Below are 17,159 nucleotides of genomic sequence, written 5' to 3' on the forward strand. Positions count from 1 at the left end.
CGCTGTCGGTTCACTACCGCGCCTGACTCTTGCCATGAACGCCTCTTCCCCCTCGACTCTCACGCTCGCCCGCCCCGACGACTGGCACCTGCACGTGCGCGACGGCGCAATGCTCGCGGCCGTGCTGCCGCATACGGCGCGCCAGTTCGGCCGCGCGATCATCATGCCGAACCTCAAGCCGCCGGTCACGACGACCGAGCAGGCCACCGCCTACCGCGAGCGCATTCTCGCGGCGCTGCCGGCGGGCTCGACGTTCGAGCCGCTGATGACGCTCTATCTCACCGACAACACGCCGCCCGAGGAAATCCGCCGCGCGAAGGCGAGCGGCTTCGTGCACGGCGTGAAGCTGTACCCGGCGGGCGCGACGACGAATTCGGACGCCGGCGTGACCGACATCCGCAAGTGTGCGAAGACGCTCGAGGCCATGCAGGAAGTGGGCATGCCGCTGCTCGTGCACGGTGAAGTGACGAGCGCCGACATCGACCTGTTCGACCGCGAGAAGGTCTTCATCGACCGCGTGATGATTCCGACGCGCCGCGATTTTCCGGGTCTCAAGGTGGTGTTCGAGCACATCACGACGAAGGACGCCGTCGACTACATCCGCGCCGATCATGCCGCGCCCGGTCTACTCGGCGCGACGATCACCGCGCATCATCTGCTCTACAACCGCAACGCGATCTTCCAGGGCGGCATTCGTCCGCATTACTATTGCCTGCCCGTGCTCAAGCGCGAGACGCATCGCGTGGCGCTCGTGGACGCGGCGACCTCGGGCGATCATCGCTTCTTCCTCGGCACCGACAGCGCGCCGCACCCGAAGGGCCTGAAAGAGCACGCGTGCGGCTGCGCGGGCTGCTACACGGCGCTGCACGCGCTCGAGCTGTACGCCGAAGCGTTCGACAATGCGGGCGCGCTCGACAAGCTCGAGGGCTTCGCGAGCTTTTACGGCGCGGACTTCTACGGCCTGCCGCGCGCGACCGAAACGGTCACGCTGCGTCGCGAGAGCTGGACGCTGCCCGCCGAAGTCGAGGCGGGCGGCACGCCCGTCGTGCCGCTGCGCGGCGGCGAGACGATCGGCTGGAAACTCGCTTGAACGAGGCGGGGCCAGGTGTGGCTGCGGGCGCAACGATTGGCCCGGCCGGCGCAGTCGATGCGCCCGCACCGATGCCCGCGCGCGCGCCTCGCCGGGCCATGCCGCTGGGCAGTTTCACCGACATCGACTGGGCCCGCCCGTGGTTCGCGCAACACGAAACGCGCGGCCGGCGCTGGCAGCAGGCCGCGCTGGCGGGATACGCGGCGTACCTGGATGCGCTGAACGCCGATGCGCTGGCCGCCGTCCAAATCACGGGCCGCGGCCGGCCGCTGCGCTTCATCGCCCAGGACGACCTGCCCGAAGGCTCGGCCTATGAGGCGCATATCGCGGCGACGGGCTGCGTGCCGACGCGTCACAACCTCCACGACTTCTTCAACGCGCTCGCCTGGTTCGCGTTCCCGCGCATCAAGGCGACGCTGAACGCGCGCCAGGCCGCGGCGATCGACGTGCTGGGCGTGGGCCCCACGCGCGGCGGCGTGCGCGACGCGCTCACGCTGTTCGACGAGAACGCGGTGCTCTTTGCCTCATCGGATGCGCCGCTGGTCGCGGCGTTGCGCGGCTTCGACTGGCGCACGCTGTTCGTGGCGCAGCGCGCTGGCTGGGAAGCGGCTTTCGGGGAGACGATCGGCGCGGCGCGCTGCGAAGTCCGCGTATTCGGCCATGCGCTGCTCGAAAAGATGATCTCGCCTTATGCGGCGTGCACGGCGCACGCCTGGGTGGTCGAGGTGCCGCAAGCGTATTTCACGTGGCCGCGCGCGCAACGCGACGCGTATCTGGACGAGACAGTGAGCGTCTCGCTCGCCGCCGATGCCACGCATGAGGCGCTCAATGGGCGCAGCTTTGCGCCGCTGCCGGTGCTCGGCATTCCGGGCTGGTGGGCGCAAAACGAGCACCCGTCGTTCTACGACGACACCACAGTCTTTCGCGCCGGCCGCCGGACTCGCTAAATGCCAGGCAGGCGGCAATCGATCCGGCCCCCGGCGCGGCGCGCCAGCCCGTGCTAATATCGCGCCTCGCAAAGCAGGCCAGGCAGTCGCGGCTCCGAGGCTTCGGCCAAAGAGGCGAGGAAAGTCCGGACTCCACAGGGCAGGGTGATGGCTAACGGCCATCCGTGGCGACACGCGGAACAGGGCAACAGAGAACAGACCGCCGATGGCCCGATTTCGGTCGGGATCAGGTAAGGGTGAAACGGTGCGGTAAGAGCGCACCGCGTCTGCGGTGACGTAGACGGCACGGTAACCTCCACCCGGAGCAATTCCAAGTAGGCAGGCGCGCATCTTCGGGATGCAGGATGGGGCCCCCATTCCGTCTGCGGGTAGGAAGCTTGAGCGCGTCAGCAATGGCGCGCCTAGAGGAATGGCTGCCACGCGCGGCGCGTCTTCGGACGCGGCGTGTGCACAGAATCCGGCTTATCGGCCTGCTTTGCAGCCTCATTCATGCAAAAAGCCGGCGCGGTTCTTCGCAGAACCGCGCCGGCTTTTTCTTTTGCCGCCGATTTTTGCCGCCGATATCAAGCCGCGACGATCTCGAACGTATGCGTGATCTCGGCAGTCTTGCCGATCATGATCGACGCCGAGCAGTACTTGTCGTGCGAGAGGTTGATCGCGCGCTCCACGGTGGCCGGGTTCAGGTTCTTGCCGGTCACGGTGAAGTGGAAGTGGATTTTCGTGAAGACCTTGGGGTCTTCGCTCGCGCGCTCGGCCTTGAGCGTCACGCTGCAGCCGCTCACTTCCTGGCGGCTCTTCTTGAGGATCAGCACCACGTCGTAGGCCGTGCAGCCGCCCGTGCCGAGCAGGACCATTTCCATCGGCCGCGGCGCGAGGTTGTGGCCGCCGCCTTCCGGTGCGCCGTCCATGTTGACGAGATGGCCGCTGCCCGTTTCGGCTGCGAACGCCATGCCGTCCTGACCCATCCAGCTAACTTTGCATTCCATATGCGTATGCCCCTGCGCGGTTTCTTGATTCAGACGGCATTGTAGCCCGCCCCTTACTGGTATGTCCGGGGGGCACGGCGGCGCGCGCCTTATGCCACCTGCTTGAATGTTGCGTCGCGACATCCTATCGACAAGGCGGATTTCCCTGACGCAATTAGGGGTTTCGCTCTAGCTGCCCTGCATGCTTTTCGCGGGCTGGATTTTCAACCCACTGATTTTTAAGAAATTCTCTTCCGGTACGTCGTTTCGATTGTATTTCACATTGTGGTGTTAGATTTCGCAATGCAAATGTCCTTGCGCCGCACAAGGGCCGTCCGTATAATTCGTCTCATTGGTTGTCGTGCTTCACGACACCTCAGCATGTCTCCTCCACCCTCCTCAAAAGAGTGGATTAAGCCCGAACAAACGCGTTCGGGCTTTTTTTCGTCTGCCGCCTCGGCTTGTCCCGTCAGTAACGCGCCGCAAGCAATTTTTTGACTCGCGACTGAATTTCCCTTTATAATCGTAGGTTCTCCGCATCCATGTCCGCGCGGAGACGGGGAAACTCGAACCAGGGAGAGCCTGCGCCGACGTCAACGAGCGTCACCATATAAGCAGGACCAAAACAGGGCACAGCATTTTTTTTGGATCGATCATGAAGACTTTTTCCGCCAAGGCACATGAAGTGCAGCGCGAATGGTACGTGATTGACGCGACGGATAAGGTTCTCGGCCGTGTCGCCAGCGAAGTGGCACGCCGTCTTCGCGGCAAGCACAAGCCTGAGTTCACCCCGCACGTCGACACTGGTGATTTCATCATCATCATCAACGCCGGCAAGCTGAAGGTCACGGGCAACAAGACCACCGACAAGAAGTACTACCGTCACTCGGGTTACCCGGGCGGTATCTACGAAACGACGTTCGGCAAGATGCAGGAACGCTTCCCGGGCCGCGCGCTCGAGAAGGCCGTCAAGGGCATGCTGCCGAAGGGCCCGCTCGGCTACGCGATGATCAAGAAGCTGAAGGTCTACGCTGACGCAACGCACCCGCATTCGGCGCAACAGCCGAAGGCGCTCGAGATCTAAGGGGAGCCCACATGATCGGTAACTGGAATTACGGTACGGGCCGCCGCAAGAGCGCCGTCGCTCGTGTCTTCATCAAGTCGGGCAAGGGCGAAATCGTCGTCAACGGCAAGCCCATCGCTGACTACTTCTCGCGCGAAACGTCGCTGATGATCGTGCGTCAACCGCTGGAACTCACGAACCACGGCACGACGTTCGACATCAAGGTGAACGTGACGGGCGGCGGCGAAACCGGCCAGGCCGGCGCAGTTCGCCACGGCATCACGCGCGCGCTGATGGACTACGACGCAACGCTCAAGCCGGCACTGTCGCAAGCTGGCTTCGTGACCCGTGACGCACGTGAAGTGGAACGTAAGAAGGTCGGTTTCCACAAGGCACGTCGCCGCAAGCAGTTCTCGAAGCGTTAATTTCGTATTGGCGCTTTGCGCCTGCGCCCCTCGCGGGGTGCAGCGCAGCTGCAAAAGCCGTCCGCGCTTCGTGCGCCGGGCGGCTTTTTCGTTTGTTTTTCGTTTTCGTCGGCGCGCCGAACGTGTGGCGCGCAAGCTGCGACAAGCTGGAGAAACCCCTTGATTTCGTGGGCTTAAGCACGATATCGGGAAGAGCCCTACAATAGCGGCTAGAAGCTTTTTTGGAGAGTTCGAATGAGCGCTGTCACTGAAACTACCGCGACCGAAATGCCCGGTCCCTTCGTTTTCACCGAAGCAGCGGCTGACAAGGTCAAGCAACTGATCGACGAGGAAGGCAACCCGGAGCTGAAGCTGCGCGTATTCGTGCAGGGCGGCGGCTGCTCGGGCTTCCAGTACGGATTCACGTTTGACGAAACGGTCAACGAAGACGACACCGTGATGAACCGCAACGGCGTCCAGCTTCTGATCGACTCGATGAGCTATCAGTACCTCGTCGGCGCCGAGATCGACTACAAGGACGATCTGAACGGCGCGCAGTTCGTCATCAAGAACCCGAACGCGACCACCACGTGCGGTTGCGGCTCGTCGTTCTCGGTCTGATCGATTTGCTGTAATAAGAAACGGGGCTTCGGCCCCGTTTCTTATTGGTGCGCGCCTGCTTAGCGCGGATAAATCGCACCCAGCACGCGCTCGCCGGCAGCCCCGGTTACGGCCGCGAGATTGCCAGGTTCGCGTGCCACGCAGCGCATGGCGAGCCACGCGAAGGCGAGCGGCTCCACCTGATGCGGCGGGACGCCGAGCGCTTCGGTGGTCGTGACCGGTACGCCCGCCACACCGCCCGTTTCAAGCGCCTTTTGCAGCGCGGCCATCAATGCGGCATTGCGCGCGCCGCCGCCGCAGACATACACGGCACGGCAATCGCTTGCGTGACGCTCGATCTCGCGTGCCACGCTCACGGCGGTCAGGGCGACTAGCGTGGCCTGCACGTCGGCGGGTGTGAGCGATTCGAAGCCCTTGAGCTTGTCGTCGAGCCACTGGGCGTTGAAAAGATCGCGACCGGTGCTCTTGGGCGGCTGCTGTTCGAAGAACGGTTCGTCCAGCAGGGCATTCAGAAGCGGCTGATGCAGATTGCCGCTCGCGGCGAACTTGCCGTTCTCGTCATAGGGCTTGCCAAGGTGCCGTTCGGCCCAGAGGTCGAGCAGAGCGTTGGCCGGGCCGCAGTCGAAGCCACGCACGGCGCCCGTCGACGAGAGCACCGTGATGTTGCTGATGCCGCCGAGGTTGCAGACCACGCGCGTTTCCTCCTGCGAACCGAACAGCGTCGCGTGGAACGCGGGCACGAGCGGTGCACCCTGGCCGCCCGAGGCGACGTCGCGGCTGCGGAAGTCGGCGATCACGTCGATATGCGTGAGTTCCGCAAGCAGCGCCGGGTTCTGGATCTGCACGGTGTAGCCTTTCTCCGGCCGATGCCGCACGGTCTGGCCGTGCGCGCCGATCGCGCGCACCGCGGCGGGAGGCACGGTACTTCCGCGCAGCAACTCGTGGCAGCACACCGCATAGCGGGCAGCCAGCGCGTTGCCGGCGAGCGCTTCGCGTTCGATCTCGTTCTCGCCGGGCTGCTGCAACGAAAAGAGCGCCTCGCGCAGCCCCTGTGCGAAGCCGACGAACGCCCCGGCCAGTACCACTGGCCGCTGGCCCGCCTCGAAGCGCACGGCAATGCCGTCCACGCCATCCATGCTCGTGCCCGACATCAGGCCGAAATACACGCCGTCGGCGGCGTGTGCGCTCTCGTTTCGTGCGTCGCGTGGCGCCACGTTGTCCTCCTTTATCAATGCAATTCAGTGCCCTGCGAGGCAATTATCGGCGTAATGCCTCTCGAGCGTAAGCCGAACGGCTGACTGCGCACCGGCGAGGGCGAGTCTGGCACCCAATTCCCGTTCCGAGGGCGGTGCAGCCTGGCTTCGCGCGCACAAACCGCAAACCTCGGCCCGGCGAGTCGAATCACGTAAAATTGCGGCCTAGACCCAGACTTAACGACAGAACCGATCGAAGCATGAGCAACGAGTCCACCTCCAGCAACGGCGCCAGCACCGGCGCAAAAGACGCCTTTCCGGTCACCGACGAAGTCCGTCACGCGCTCGCCGTCACGAAGCGCGGCGTGGACGAACTGCTGATCGAAGAAGAATTCGAGCAGAAGCTCGCCCGCAGCGCGGCCACCGGCAAGCCGCTGCGCATCAAGCTCGGCCTCGACCCGACCGCGCCCGACATCCACATCGGCCATACGGTCGTGCTCAACAAGATGCGCCAGCTGCAGGATCTCGGCCACAACGTGATCTTTCTGATCGGCGACTTCACTTCCCTCATCGGCGACCCGTCGGGCCGCAACGCCACGCGCCCGCCGCTCACACGCGAGCAGATCGAATCGAACGCGAAGACGTATTTCGAGCAGGCCGCGCTCGTGCTCGACCGCGAAAAGACCGAAATTCGCTACAACAGCGAATGGTCGATGCCGCTCGGCGCCGACGGCATGATCAAGCTGGCATCGCGCTACACGGTGGCGCGTATTCTCGAGCGCGAGGACTTCACCAGGCGCTTCCAGAGCGGCGTGCCCATTTCGATCCACGAATTCCTGTATCCGCTCATGCAGGGCTACGACTCGGTCGCGCTCAATGCAGACCTCGAGCTCGGCGGCACGGACCAGAAGTTCAACCTGCTCGTTGGCCGCGAACTGCAGAAGCAGTACGGCCAGGAGCAGCAGTGCATTCTCACGATGCCGCTGCTCGAAGGCCTCGACGGCGTCGAGAAGATGTCGAAGTCGAAGAACAACTACATTGGCATCAGCGAGAAGCCCAACGACATGTTCGGCAAGCTCATGAGCATTTCCGACGTGCTGATGTGGCGTTACTTCACGCTGCTCTCGTTCCGTCCGATGGACGAAATCGAAGGGTTCAAGCGCGAAATCGAAGCGGGCCGCAACCCGCGCGACTTCAAGGTGCTGCTCGCGCAGGAAATCGTCGCGCGCTTTCACTCGCAGGCCGACGCCGAGCGCGCGCTCGAAGACTTCAACCATCGCGCCAAGGGCGGCGTGCCGGACGACATTCCGTCGATCACGCTCGCGGGCGCGCCCCTCGCCATCGGCCAGTTGCTCAAGCAGGCGGGGCTCGTGCCGTCCACGAGCGAAGCGCTGCGCAACATCGAGCAGGGTGGCGTGAAGATCGACGGCGCCACCGTCTCCGACAAGGGCCTCAAGGTCGAAGCGGGCGAGTTCGTCGTGCAGGTGGGCAAGCGCCGCTTTGCGCGCGTGACGCTTACGGCATGATTGCGCTGATCCAGCGCGTGCGCCGCGCCGAAGTGCGCGTGGCGGACGGCGGCAGCGAGCGCGTGACCGGCGCGATCGGCCAGGGGCTGCTCGCGCTGGTTTGCGCCGAGCGCGGCGACACCGATTCCAACGCCGACAAGCTGCTCGCGAAGCTGCTCGGCTACCGCGTGTTCAGCGACGCGGCGGGCAAGATGAACCTGAGCGTGCAGAATATCGACGGCAACGGCACCGCAGGCGGCCTGCTGCTCGTCTCGCAGTTCACGCTGGCGGCCGACACAAACAGCGGTCTGCGCCCGAGCTTCACGCCGGCGGCGCCGCCTGAAGAGGGGCGGCGCCTGTTCGATTATTTCGTTGCCGCCGCGCGCGAGAAGCATACGAGCGTCGAGACGGGCGAGTTCGGCGCCGACATGCAGGTGTCGCTCGTCAACGACGGCCCCGTCACGTTCTGGCTGCAAGTGCGCAACTGAACCATGCGCTTTTGACTATGAACACGGAAATCCTCTTTATCCGCCACGGCGAAACGGACTGGAACCGCATCAAGCGCATCCAGGGCCATATTGACATTCCGCTCGCGGAAAGCGGCCTCACGCAGGCGCAACAACTCGGCGTCCGGCTCGCGAACGAAGTGCAATCGGGTGCTCGGCTCGACGCAATCTGGTCGAGCGATTTGTTGCGTGCGCAACAGACGGCGCAGCCCATTGCCGAAGCCCTGGGTCTGCCGATTCAACTCACCGAAGGGCTGCGCGAGCGCAACTATGGCGCGTTTCAGGGCCACGACAGCGACGAAATCGCCGAGCGCTTTCCGGACGAGTACGCGCACTGGCAAACGCGTGACCCAGGCTTTGCGCCGCCAGAAGGCGAGTCGCAGCGCGAGTTCTACCACCGTGTGCTGCACGCGCTCGAGCCGATCCTGGCCAGGCACCCGGGCGGCCGTATTGCGTGTGTCGCGCACGGCGGCGTGCTCGACTGCGTGTACCGCTTCGCGAACGGCCTCGCACTGGACGCGCCGCGCGCGTGGCCGCTCCTCAACACGAGCGTCAACGTCGTCGATTTCGAACGCGGCGAGTACGTGACGCAGGCGCGCGTCGTCGCTTGGGGCGACGTGGTGCATCTGGGCGGCGTCAGTGCCGACGACGGCTTCAAGCGCACGCCCGAGGCGGGGCGCTAACCTGTCTTTTCAGGCAGCGCGGTGCCTGGCCGCGCTGTCCTGTTCTTCCTGCCATTCCCCTCCCTGCGCTGCTCCCGTGCCTCGCCAACGCTGCGGCCACATCGAATTCCTTTCCGCTTGCTTGCGGCTTCTTTCCAAAGCCCAACCACAAAGTTAAGCGTCCTGCTAACATTTGCCCTACCTTTGGGCGCGCTGGCCACCGGGCTCCAGGCCCGGCCCTGCGTTGAAGAGGGACGCGCGCGCATGACAAGCGTGAGGCCGCGTGCCGAAGGTACGGGTATTCCAAGAAAACACGCAGGAGAAAGTTCAATGACGTTCAAGCTTCACAAGCTGCTGCCGGTGAGCGCAGCGGTCATGGCGCTCGCAGCGCTGTCGGCCAGCAACACGGCGTCGGCCGACCAGGTCGTCAAGATCGGCCACGTCGGTCCGCTCACGGGCGGTTCGGCCCACCTCGGCAAGGACAACGAGAACGGCGCGCGCCTCGCCATCGAGGAAATCAATGCCAAGGGCCTGACGATCGACGGCCAGAAGATCACGCTCGCGCTCGACGCCCAGGACGACGCCGCCGACCCGCGCCAGGCCACCCAGGTCGCGCAGAAGCTGGTAGACGACAAGGTCGTGGCGGTGATCGGCCATTTGAACTCGGGCGCGTCGATCCCGGCATCGAAGATCTACAGCGACGCCGGAATCGTGCAGATCTCGCCGTCGTCGACCAATCCTTCGTACACGCAGCAGGGCTTCAAGACCACGTACCGCGTGGTCGCGACCGACGCCCAGCAAGGCCCTGCGCTCGCCGATTATGCGGCCAAGAGCCTGAACGTGAAGACCGTGGCTGTGGTCGACGACTCGACCGCCTATGGCCAGGGCCTCGCGAACGAGTTCGAGAAGACGGCGAAGTCGCTCGGCATGAAGGTGCTCTCGCACGACGCGACCAACGATAAGGCCGTCGATTTCCGCGCGATCCTCACGAAGATCAAGGGCGAGAACCCCGACGCCATCATGTACGGCGGCATGGACGCCACGGGCGGCCCGTTCGCAAAGCAGGCCCGCCAGCTCGGTCTGCGCGCGAAAGTGCTGTCGGGCGACGGCGTGTGCACGGAAAGCCTCGCGGACCTCGCGGGCGCGGCGACGGACAATATCGTCTGCTCGCAGGCCGGCATGGCGGTCGAGCGTATGAACGGCGGCGCGGCGTTCGCGGCGAAGTACCAAAAGCGCTTCGGTCACCCGATCGAATTCGATGCGCCGTTCACGTATGACGCGGTGTACATCGTCGTCGACGCGATGAAGCGCGCGAACTCCATCGACCACGCGAAGATCCTCGCGCAGATCCCGGGCACCGACTACAAGGGTGTGATTGGCGAGACGACCTTCGATTCGAAGGGCGACCTCAAGCACGGCGTGATCTCGCTCTACAACTACAAGGGCGGCAAGAAAACGCTGCTCGACGTGGTGAAGATGTAAGCACGCGGTCGCGCGCAGCCGCTTCGGCGCGCCGCACATGAAACGGCCAATCTGCGCAGGGTTGGCCGTTTTTTATTCCGTAGCGCTTATTTCGCGGCTTGCGCCGCGGCCCGCCGCCGCGCGCGTTTCGAGACGCCGTTGACGAGTGCCCAGCGCAAGACCGGCGCGACGGCGAGCATGCCGGGCTGGACCATGGCGCGGCGCGCGAAGGCGAACGAGTCGAAGCCGAGCATCTGCTGCGCAAAGGGCGGCAACAGGTCGATGCCTGCGTTCCTGATCAGCGCGCTAGCGGGGCGCATCCCCGGGCGCGGCGCGGGCGCTTGCATGAGCACGCGCACCACTTCGAACGTGCGGTCGCTCGCGACGAGTTCGGGCTGCATCGATTGCAGATACGCAGCGATTTCGGCGCGCGAGCGCGGCACCTTCGCGGCGCCGAGCAGTTCGGCAATGCGCGCGACTTCGGCGTAGTACTGATCCTGCATCTCACCGGGCAGCGCGGGATTCACGAAGCGCAAATACGCGCCGAGAAAACTCGAAACTTCGGCCACGTGCACCCAGGTTAGCAGAGCAGGATCGCTCGCGCGATAGGGACGGCCATCGGGTGCGGTGCCCGTCACGGCGAGGTGGATCCGTTTGACGCGTTCGATCAGCGCCAGCGCGTCGGCGCGGCTGCCGTAAGTCGTGCCGGCGATGAAGGTCGCGGTGCGCCGCAGGCGCCCGAGGATGTCGATGCGAAAGGTCGAATGGTCCCACACACCGGCGAGCGCAAGCGGATGCAGCGCCTGCAGCAGCAGCGCGCTGACGCCGCCCGCCATCATCGCGGCGAAATCGGCGTGGACCTTCCAGCAAACGGCGTCGGGGCCGAAGAGGCCCGGGTCGCCCGGCGGATTCGAGTAATCGAGTTTCGGGCCGCTGCCCGTGGTGAGATGCGTGATGTTTTCGGCGAGCGTCATGCGCAGGCGGCGCACGAGCTGACCGGCAAGGCCGGTCGGTTCAGGCGCGTTGGGAGGGAGGCCGGCGTGATCGGACATCGTGCTCTCGCTCGCGCTGCGTTGGGGCTTGCGCGCCCTACGACGCGTCCGGTTCCCAGTCGCCGCCCGCCGACGCGTCGTCCGGCACCGTGAGGCCGAAGTGGCGGTAGCTCAGTTGCGTGGCTACGCGCCCGCGCGGCGTGCGCTGCAGATAGCCTTGCTGGATCAGGTACGGTTCGAGCACGTCCTCGATCGTGTCGCGTTCCTCGCCGATGGCGGCGGCAAGGTTGTCCACGCCTACCGGACCGCCGTCGAACTTGTGCAGGATGGCTTCGAGCAGCTTGCGGTCCATCAGGTCGAAGCCCACGGGATCGACGTCGAGCATGCGCAGCGCGGCGTCGGCGACCTTCGCGGTGATCGCGCCGTCGGCCTTCACCTCCGCGTAATCGCGCACGCGGCGCAGCAGGCGGTTGGCGATACGCGGCGTGCCGCGCGAGCGGCGTGCGATTTCGAGCGCGCCGTCCGGGTGGATCTGCGCGCCGAGCAGCGAAGCCGAGCGCTGCACGATGCGCGAAAGCTCGCTGGCGTTGTAGAACTCGAGGCGCGAGACGATGCCGAAGCGGTCGCGCAGCGGGTTCGTGAGCATCCCCGCGCGCGTGGTCGCGCCCACCAGCGTGAACGGCTGGAGGTCGAGCTTCACGCTGCGCGCGGCCGGTCCTTCGCCGATCATGATGTCGATCTGGTAGTCCTCGAGCGCCGGATACAGGATTTCCTCGACGACCGGCGAGAGCCGGTGAATTTCGTCGATGAAGAGCACGTCGTTGGCTTCGAGGTTGGTGAGCAGGGCCGCGAGATCGCCCGCGCGCTCCAGCACGGGGCCCGACGTCTGCCGCAGATTGACCCCCATTTCGCGCGCGATGATATGCGCGAGCGTGGTCTTGCCGAGGCCCGGCGGGCCGAACAACAGCACGTGGTCGAGCGGTTCGGACCGGCGCTTCGCAGCCTCGATGAAGATCTCGAGCTGGCCGCGCACCTTTTCCTGGCCGACATATTCGTCGAGCTGGCGCGGGCGCAACGCGCGTTCGAACGCTTCCTCGTGAGTCGAGGCGGGCGTGGCGGCGATCACGCGGTCGGCGCCGGCGTGGTTGGCGGCGAGTTTGTCGGTTTCGATCATGCAGCGATTGTACCGCGCAGACTCTGCGGCGGCGGGGCCGCCCCGGGCATCACGATGGCACCGCAACTAACAGCCAGCCTCGAGCGTGCGCGAGGGCGATCAGGCCTTGGAGAGCGCCTTGAGCGCGAGCTTGATGCCTTCCGAAACGCCGGTGCCGGCGGGCACGTTCTTGATCGCGGCCAGCCCTTCCTTCTCCGAATAGCCGAGCGCAAGCAGCGCGTTGAGGATGTCGTTCGCGTGGTCGGAAGGCGAAGCGGCGGCGGCCATCGCGCCGAGGTCCGCGCCGAGCTTGCCCTTGAGTTCGAGCAGCAGGCGCTCGGCCGTTTTCTTGCCGATGCCGGGCACGCGCGTGAGACGCGCCGCGTCCTGCTGCGTGACCGCTTGCGCGAGGTCATTCACGCTCATGCCGGAAAGCACGGCGAGCGCCATGCGTGCGCCGATGCCGCTGATCTTGAGCAGCTCGCGAAACGTCGAGCGCTCCTCATGCGAGCCGAAGCCGAAGAGCAGATGCGCGTCTTCGCGCACGATCATCTGCGTGAGCAACACGATTTTCTCGCCGGTGCCGGGCAGGTTGTAGAACGTGCTCATCGGCACGTCGACTTCGTAGCCGACGCCGTTGCAGTCGATGAGCAGGTGCGGCGGGTTCTTTTCCAGCAATACGCCGGCAATGCGACCGATCATGGCGGGTTCTGTGATGAGGGAAAGCTCAAGAGTGTAGCGGAGGGCAGGGCAGTCCGGAGCGCGCGGCCCGAACGTTCGCCGCCCGGCCAGGCGCATCGGCCACGTATTCAGCCGATCAACCGTCCGCGGCGTACCCGCATGCCCTTCTTCGCGAGCGCAGGCGCGAGCCCGCCGAGCGTGGCGAGGGCGTCGCCGCCGTGCGCGTGGCAGATCGCCATGCCGAGCGCGTCGGCGGCGTCGGTGCCGGGCGTGCCGGTGAGGGCGAGCAGGCGCACGACCATCTGCTGCATCTGTTCCTTGGTCGCGCGTCCGTAGCCCACCACGGCCTGCTTGAGCTGCAGCGCGGTGTACTCGGCCACCGGTACGCCGCCCGACACCAGCCCGCAGATGGCCGCGCCGCGCGCTTGCCCAAGCAGCAGGGTCGACTGCGGATTGACGTTGACGAAGACCTTTTCGATTGCGGCCTGGTCGGGCGCGTGCTGGCGGATCAGCGTGGAAACGCCCTCGAAGATGGTGCCGAGGCGCGTGGGCAGATCGGCATCGGCGGTGCGGATGACGCCGCTTGCGACGTACGTGAGCTGATGGCCGTGACGTTCGATCACGCCGAAGCCGGTGACGCGCAAGCCGGGGTCGATGCCGAGAATTCTCATGAAATGCGGGAAAGACGGATGTGCCTGCGATGGTACAACGAACGGCACAGATGCCGCGAGCCTTGAAGGCGCGGGCGAACGAGGCGCGCCGCGCAAAGAAAAAGCCCGCGAGACGCAAGTCCGGCGGGCTTTGCACAAGCGACGCGAGCTCACGCGTCGCACGCAACCAGTGCGGCGAAGATCAGTGACGGAAGTGGCGGATGCCCGTCATCACCATCGCGATGTTGTGCTCGTCGGCGGCGGCGATCACTTCGTCGTCGCGCATCGAGCCGCCCGGCTGGATCACGCAGGTCGCGCCCGCGTTCACCACCACGTCGAGGCCGTCGCGGAACGGGAAGAACGCGTCCGAGGCGACTGCCGTGCCCGCGAGCTTGAGGCCCGCGTTTTCGGCCTTGATGCTGGCGATGCGCGCCGAGTCCACGCGGCTCATCTGGCCCGCGCCGACGCCCATCGTCATGCCGTTCGCGCAGAACACGATGGCGTTCGACTTCACGAACTTCGCGACGCGCCATGCGAACAGCAGGTCGTCCATTTCCTTCGGCGTCGGGTGGCGCTTCGTCACCACGCGCAGTTCGTGCGGCTGCACGTTCTTCGCGTCGAGCGATTGCACGAGCAGGCCGCCGCCCACGCGCTTCAGATCGAATGCGTTATGGCCGTCGCCCAACGCGATCTCGAGCAGACGCACGTTCTGCTTCGCGGCGAACACGGCCTTCGCGGCTTCCGAGAACGACGGCGCGATCAGCACTTCGACGAACTGCTTGGCGACAGCCTGCGCCGCAGCTTCGTCCACTTCGCGGTTGAACGCGATGATGCCGCCGAACGCCGAGGTCGGGTCGGTCTGGAACGCCTTCGAGTAGGCTTCGAGCGCGTTCGCGCCGATCGCCACGCCGCACGGATTCGCGTGCTTGATGATCACGCACGCCGGGGCGTCGAACGTCTTCACGCATTCCCATGCCGCGTCCGAGTCGGCGATGTTGTTGTACGACAGTTCCTTGCCCTGCAGTTGCGTGTAGTTCGCGAGCGCGCCGGCGGGCGTCGTGAGGTCGCGGTAGAACGCGGCGCTCTGGTGCGGGTTTTCGCCGTAGCGCAGGTCCTGGACCTTGTCGAACGCGAGGTTCAGCACGGCCGGGTAGGTGTTGCGCGACTTGTGCTCGAGCGCTTCGGTGAGGCTCGTGAGGTAATTCGTGATCGCGCCGTCGTATTGCGCCGTGTGCGAGAACACCTTGGTCGCGAGGCGGAAGTTCGTGGCATAGCTCACGCTGTTGCCGTTCGCGCGCATTTCTTCCAGCACTTTCGCGTAGTCGGCCGGGTCGACCACCACGGTCACGTCGCGATGGTTCTTCGCCGCCGAGCGCAGCATGGTCGGGCCGCCGATATCGATGTTCTCGATTGCGTCTTCGAGCGAGCACTCTTCCTTCGAGATCGTCTGGACGAACGGGTAGAGGTTCACGACGAGCAGGTCGATCGTCGGGATGTCGTGCTTTTCGAGCGCGGCCATGTGCTCGGGCAGGTCGCGGCGCGCGAGGATGCCGCCGTGCACCTTCGGGTGCAGCGTTTTCACGCGCCCATCGAGCATTTCCGGGAAGCCGGTGTAGTCGGCCACTTCGGTGACGGAAAGGCCCGCGTCCGCGAGCAGTTTCGCGGTGCCGCCGGTCGAGAGGATCTTGACGCCGAGGTCCGACAGCGACTTCGCGAAGTCGACGATGCCGGCCTTATCGGAAACGGAGATGAGCGCTTGCCTGATCATGATGGGTAACGAGGTAGATTGCCGAGAGATCGAGGGGGCTGCGCCGAAGGTCCAGAAAAACGCAGCGGCGTTACAGCAGGCCGTGCTGCTGGAGCTTCTTGCGCAGCGTGTTGCGGTTGATGCCGAGATACTCGGCGGCGAGCGACTGATTGCCGCCTGCCTGCTCGAGCACCACCTCGAGCATCGGTTTTTCGACGCACGCCATCACCATTTCGTAGACGTCGTGCGGATTGCTGCCGTCGAGGTCCTGGAAGTAGATGCCAAGGCTCTCGCGGACGGATTGTTCGATGTTGTGCTTGCTCATGCTGCCAGTCGATCGGTTGATTCGTCGCTGCCGTCGCTGTCGTTGTTCTCGTCGTCGACGTAGACGAGGCGCTCAGAGCGCGCCTTCTGTTCGTCGAAGAACTGATTGACGGCGACGAGCTGCTCGCGCGTGGTGTCCAGCGTATTCATGCGGTGCCGGAACGTATTGGCGCCGCAAAGGCCGCGAGTGTACCAGCCGATATGCTTGCGCGCAGTACGCACGCCCGTAAATTCACCGTAAAAAGCGTAGTGGTCCTCCAGATGCTCGTTCATGATCGACTGGATTTCGTCTACGCGCGGGGCCGGCAGCTGCTCGCCCGTCGCCAGGAAATGCTCGATTTCGCGGAACAGCCACGGGCGCCCCTGCGCCGCGCGGCCGATCATGATGGCGTCGGCGCCCGTGAGTGCGAGGACCTCGCGCGCCTTTTGCGGCGACGTAATGTCGCCGTTCGCGACCACCGGAATGCGCGCGGCGGCCTTCACCGCGGCAATCGTTTCGTACTCCGCTTCACCGTGATAGAGATCGGCGCGCGTGCGGCCGTGCACGGTGAGCATGGCAATGCCGCTTTCTTCGGCAATGCGCGCGATGGTAAGTGCGTTGCGGTTGTCGCGGTCCCAGCCCGTGCGGATCTTGAGCGTGACGGGCACGGCGTCGGGGCCCACGCCCACGGCGTCGACCACGGCCTTGACGATGCGCGCGACGAGCGGCTCGTTCTGCAAGAGCGCCGAGCCGGCCGCGACGTTGCAGACCTTCTTGGCCGGGCAGCCCATGTTGATGTCGATGATCTGCGCGCCGTTCGCGACGTTGTAGCGCGCGGCTTCGGCCATCATTTCCGGATCGGCCCCGGCGATCTGCACCGAGATCGGTTCCACTTCGCCCGCGTGATTGGCGCGGCGCATGGTCTTTTCGCTCTTCCAGAGCTGCGCGTTGGACGCGACCATTTCGGAGACCGCATAGCCCGCGCCGAGGCGCTTGCACAGCTGGCGGAACGGCCTGTCCGTGACACCCGCCATGGGGGCGACGAACAGGTTGTTACGCAAGGTGTGACGGCCGATAGTGAACATGACGCGCGGGCGAGGCCGGTACCGCGACCCGGATGGCAATCCGGCCGGCGCGGCGATCGGCGTGAACTTGAAAAAGGGGAAACGCACATTTTAGCGTAAGCGGGATGCGAGGTCGCGCTGCGCGGACCCT

The 17,159-nt window shown here is 65.2% G+C and carries 18 protein-coding genes and 1 other RNA gene; 10 read left to right on the plus strand and 9 right to left on the minus strand.

What is annotated here, in order from left to right:
• Nucleotides 1-34 precede the first annotated feature (34 nt).
• The 3 genes from pyrC to rnpB all read left to right on the plus strand — a co-directional run bounded on the left by pyrC (nt 35) and on the right by rnpB (nt 2,518).
• Nucleotides 35-1,090 carry a dihydroorotase gene (pyrC, locus tag AB4Y43_RS05865; RefSeq protein ID WP_368727214.1) on the plus strand — a complete coding sequence of 352 codons (1,056 nt, stop codon included), beginning with the start codon at nt 35-37 and terminating at the stop codon, nt 1,088-1,090.
• A 71-nt stretch (nt 1,091-1,161) separates the two neighbouring features.
• Nucleotides 1,162-2,037 (plus strand): DUF3025 domain-containing protein, encoded by an 876-nt coding sequence (locus AB4Y43_RS05870; protein WP_141710881.1) that lies wholly within the window; start codon nt 1,162-1,164, stop codon nt 2,035-2,037.
• 70 nt (nt 2,038-2,107) lie between these two features.
• An RNA gene (rnpB, locus tag AB4Y43_RS05875) (RNase P RNA component class A) lies at nt 2,108-2,518 on the plus strand.
• 82 nt (nt 2,519-2,600) lie between these two features.
• Here the strand turns inward: rnpB and AB4Y43_RS05880 are convergent.
• Complete coding sequence (locus tag AB4Y43_RS05880) at nt 2,601-3,023, minus strand: OsmC family protein (RefSeq protein WP_027795839.1); 423 nt, start codon at nt 3,021-3,023, stop codon at nt 2,601-2,603.
• A 634-nt stretch (nt 3,024-3,657) separates the two neighbouring features.
• Here AB4Y43_RS05880 and rplM point away from each other — a divergent pair.
• The 3 genes from rplM (at nt 3,658) to erpA (ending at nt 5,090) form a co-directional block, all read left to right on the plus strand.
• Complete coding sequence (gene rplM / locus AB4Y43_RS05885; RefSeq protein ID WP_027795838.1) at nt 3,658-4,086, plus strand: 50S ribosomal protein L13; 429 nt, start codon at nt 3,658-3,660, stop codon at nt 4,084-4,086.
• An 11-nt stretch (nt 4,087-4,097) separates the two neighbouring features.
• Nucleotides 4,098-4,490: a 30S ribosomal protein S9 gene (gene rpsI, locus AB4Y43_RS05890; RefSeq protein ID WP_028209425.1), complete on the plus strand. Its 393-nt coding sequence runs from the start codon at nt 4,098-4,100 to the stop codon at nt 4,488-4,490.
• Nucleotides 4,491-4,724: 234 nt separating this feature from the next.
• Entirely contained in the window at nt 4,725-5,090 is a 366-nt protein-coding gene (erpA, locus tag AB4Y43_RS05895; protein WP_042262553.1) for an iron-sulfur cluster insertion protein ErpA, read from the plus strand.
• 59 nt (nt 5,091-5,149) lie between these two features.
• On the opposite strand, the gene AB4Y43_RS05900 is transcribed toward erpA, so the two are convergent.
• A complete protein-coding gene (locus AB4Y43_RS05900; protein WP_368727215.1) occupies nt 5,150-6,304 on the minus strand; it encodes an anhydro-N-acetylmuramic acid kinase in 1,155 nt (384 codons plus the stop codon).
• Between the two features lie 239 nt (nt 6,305-6,543).
• Here AB4Y43_RS05900 and tyrS point away from each other — a divergent pair, with 239 nt between their 5' ends.
• The 4 genes from tyrS (at nt 6,544) to AB4Y43_RS05920 (ending at nt 10,438) form a co-directional block, all read left to right on the plus strand.
• Nucleotides 6,544-7,809: a tyrosine--tRNA ligase gene (gene tyrS / locus AB4Y43_RS05905; RefSeq protein WP_342947650.1), complete on the plus strand. Its 1,266-nt coding sequence runs from the start codon at nt 6,544-6,546 to the stop codon at nt 7,807-7,809.
• Nucleotides 7,806-8,276, plus strand: a complete 471-nt coding sequence (gene dtd, locus AB4Y43_RS05910; RefSeq protein ID WP_368727216.1) for a D-aminoacyl-tRNA deacylase — start codon at nt 7,806-7,808, stop codon at nt 8,274-8,276. Before tyrS ends, dtd begins: the two co-directional genes overlap by 4 nt.
• Nucleotides 8,277-8,293: 17 nt before the next feature.
• Nucleotides 8,294-8,977, plus strand: coding sequence for a histidine phosphatase family protein (locus AB4Y43_RS05915; RefSeq protein WP_368727217.1), 684 nt, complete (start codon nt 8,294-8,296; stop codon nt 8,975-8,977).
• A 309-nt stretch (nt 8,978-9,286) separates the two neighbouring features.
• Nucleotides 9,287-10,438 carry a branched-chain amino acid ABC transporter substrate-binding protein gene (locus tag AB4Y43_RS05920; protein ID WP_368727218.1) on the plus strand — a complete coding sequence of 384 codons (1,152 nt, stop codon included), beginning with the start codon at nt 9,287-9,289 and terminating at the stop codon, nt 10,436-10,438.
• A gap of 86 nt (nt 10,439-10,524) precedes the next feature.
• On the opposite strand, the gene AB4Y43_RS05925 is transcribed toward AB4Y43_RS05920, so the two are convergent.
• The 7 genes from AB4Y43_RS05925 to dusB form a co-directional block, all read right to left on the minus strand.
• On the minus strand, nt 10,525-11,469 hold the full coding sequence (locus AB4Y43_RS05925; RefSeq protein ID WP_368727219.1) for an oxygenase MpaB family protein: 945 nt from the start codon (nt 11,467-11,469) through the stop codon (nt 10,525-10,527).
• 37 nt (nt 11,470-11,506) lie between these two features.
• Nucleotides 11,507-12,583 (minus strand): Holliday junction branch migration DNA helicase RuvB, encoded by a 1,077-nt coding sequence (ruvB, locus tag AB4Y43_RS05930; protein ID WP_069268446.1) that lies wholly within the window; start codon nt 12,581-12,583, stop codon nt 11,507-11,509.
• A gap of 99 nt (nt 12,584-12,682) precedes the next feature.
• Entirely contained in the window at nt 12,683-13,264 is a 582-nt protein-coding gene (gene ruvA, locus AB4Y43_RS05935) for a Holliday junction branch migration protein RuvA (RefSeq protein ID WP_069268447.1), read from the minus strand.
• A 107-nt stretch (nt 13,265-13,371) separates the two neighbouring features.
• On the minus strand, nt 13,372-13,914 hold the full coding sequence (ruvC, locus tag AB4Y43_RS05940; protein ID WP_028201962.1) for a crossover junction endodeoxyribonuclease RuvC: 543 nt from the start codon (nt 13,912-13,914) through the stop codon (nt 13,372-13,374).
• A 181-nt stretch (nt 13,915-14,095) separates the two neighbouring features.
• Nucleotides 14,096-15,661 (minus strand): bifunctional phosphoribosylaminoimidazolecarboxamide formyltransferase/IMP cyclohydrolase, encoded by a 1,566-nt coding sequence (gene purH / locus AB4Y43_RS05945; protein ID WP_368727220.1) that lies wholly within the window; start codon nt 15,659-15,661, stop codon nt 14,096-14,098.
• 70 nt (nt 15,662-15,731) lie between these two features.
• The gene (locus AB4Y43_RS05950; RefSeq protein WP_028216158.1) at nt 15,732-15,965 is read right to left on the minus strand and encodes a Fis family transcriptional regulator; all 234 of its coding nucleotides are present in this window, start codon (nt 15,963-15,965) and stop codon (nt 15,732-15,734) included.
• A complete protein-coding gene (gene dusB / locus AB4Y43_RS05955; RefSeq protein WP_342947656.1) occupies nt 15,962-17,029 on the minus strand; it encodes a tRNA dihydrouridine synthase DusB in 1,068 nt (355 codons plus the stop codon). The genes AB4Y43_RS05950 and dusB overlap by 4 nt, the downstream gene beginning before the upstream one ends.
• Nucleotides 17,030-17,159 lie beyond the last annotated feature (130 nt).

Source organism: Paraburkholderia sp. BR10872, assembly GCF_040965835.1.
Taxonomy (GTDB): Bacteria; Pseudomonadota; Gammaproteobacteria; order Burkholderiales; family Burkholderiaceae; genus Paraburkholderia; species Paraburkholderia nodosa_A.

Excerpts from the sequence above, each read along its gene's own strand:
- pyrC (WP_368727214.1), top strand. The coding sequence starts at position 35 with ATGAACGCCTCTTCCCCCTCGACTCTCACGCTCGCCCGCCCCGACGAC.
- AB4Y43_RS05870 (WP_141710881.1), top strand. The coding sequence starts at position 1,162 with ATGCCCGCGCGCGCGCCTCGCCGGGCCATGCCGCTGGGCAGTTTCACC.
- AB4Y43_RS05880 (WP_027795839.1), bottom strand. The coding sequence starts at position 3,023 with ATGGAATGCAAAGTTAGCTGGATGGGTCAGGACGGCATGGCGTTCGCA.
- rplM (WP_027795838.1), top strand. The coding sequence starts at position 3,658 with ATGAAGACTTTTTCCGCCAAGGCACATGAAGTGCAGCGCGAATGGTAC.
- rpsI (WP_028209425.1), top strand. The coding sequence starts at position 4,098 with ATGATCGGTAACTGGAATTACGGTACGGGCCGCCGCAAGAGCGCCGTC.
- erpA (WP_042262553.1), top strand. The coding sequence starts at position 4,725 with ATGAGCGCTGTCACTGAAACTACCGCGACCGAAATGCCCGGTCCCTTC.
- tyrS (WP_342947650.1), top strand. The coding sequence starts at position 6,544 with ATGAGCAACGAGTCCACCTCCAGCAACGGCGCCAGCACCGGCGCAAAA.
- dtd (WP_368727216.1), top strand. The coding sequence starts at position 7,806 with ATGATTGCGCTGATCCAGCGCGTGCGCCGCGCCGAAGTGCGCGTGGCG.
- AB4Y43_RS05915 (WP_368727217.1), top strand. The coding sequence starts at position 8,294 with ATGAACACGGAAATCCTCTTTATCCGCCACGGCGAAACGGACTGGAAC.
- AB4Y43_RS05920 (WP_368727218.1), top strand. The coding sequence starts at position 9,287 with ATGACGTTCAAGCTTCACAAGCTGCTGCCGGTGAGCGCAGCGGTCATG.
- AB4Y43_RS05925 (WP_368727219.1), bottom strand. The coding sequence starts at position 11,469 with ATGTCCGATCACGCCGGCCTCCCTCCCAACGCGCCTGAACCGACCGGC.
- ruvB (WP_069268446.1), bottom strand. The coding sequence starts at position 12,583 with ATGATCGAAACCGACAAACTCGCCGCCAACCACGCCGGCGCCGACCGC.
- ruvA (WP_069268447.1), bottom strand. The coding sequence starts at position 13,264 with ATGATCGGTCGCATTGCCGGCGTATTGCTGGAAAAGAACCCGCCGCAC.
- ruvC (WP_028201962.1), bottom strand. The coding sequence starts at position 13,914 with ATGAGAATTCTCGGCATCGACCCCGGCTTGCGCGTCACCGGCTTCGGC.
- purH (WP_368727220.1), bottom strand. The coding sequence starts at position 15,661 with ATGATCAGGCAAGCGCTCATCTCCGTTTCCGATAAGGCCGGCATCGTC.
- AB4Y43_RS05950 (WP_028216158.1), bottom strand. The coding sequence starts at position 15,965 with ATGAGCAAGCACAACATCGAACAATCCGTCCGCGAGAGCCTTGGCATC.
- dusB (WP_342947656.1), bottom strand. The coding sequence starts at position 17,029 with ATGTTCACTATCGGCCGTCACACCTTGCGTAACAACCTGTTCGTCGCC.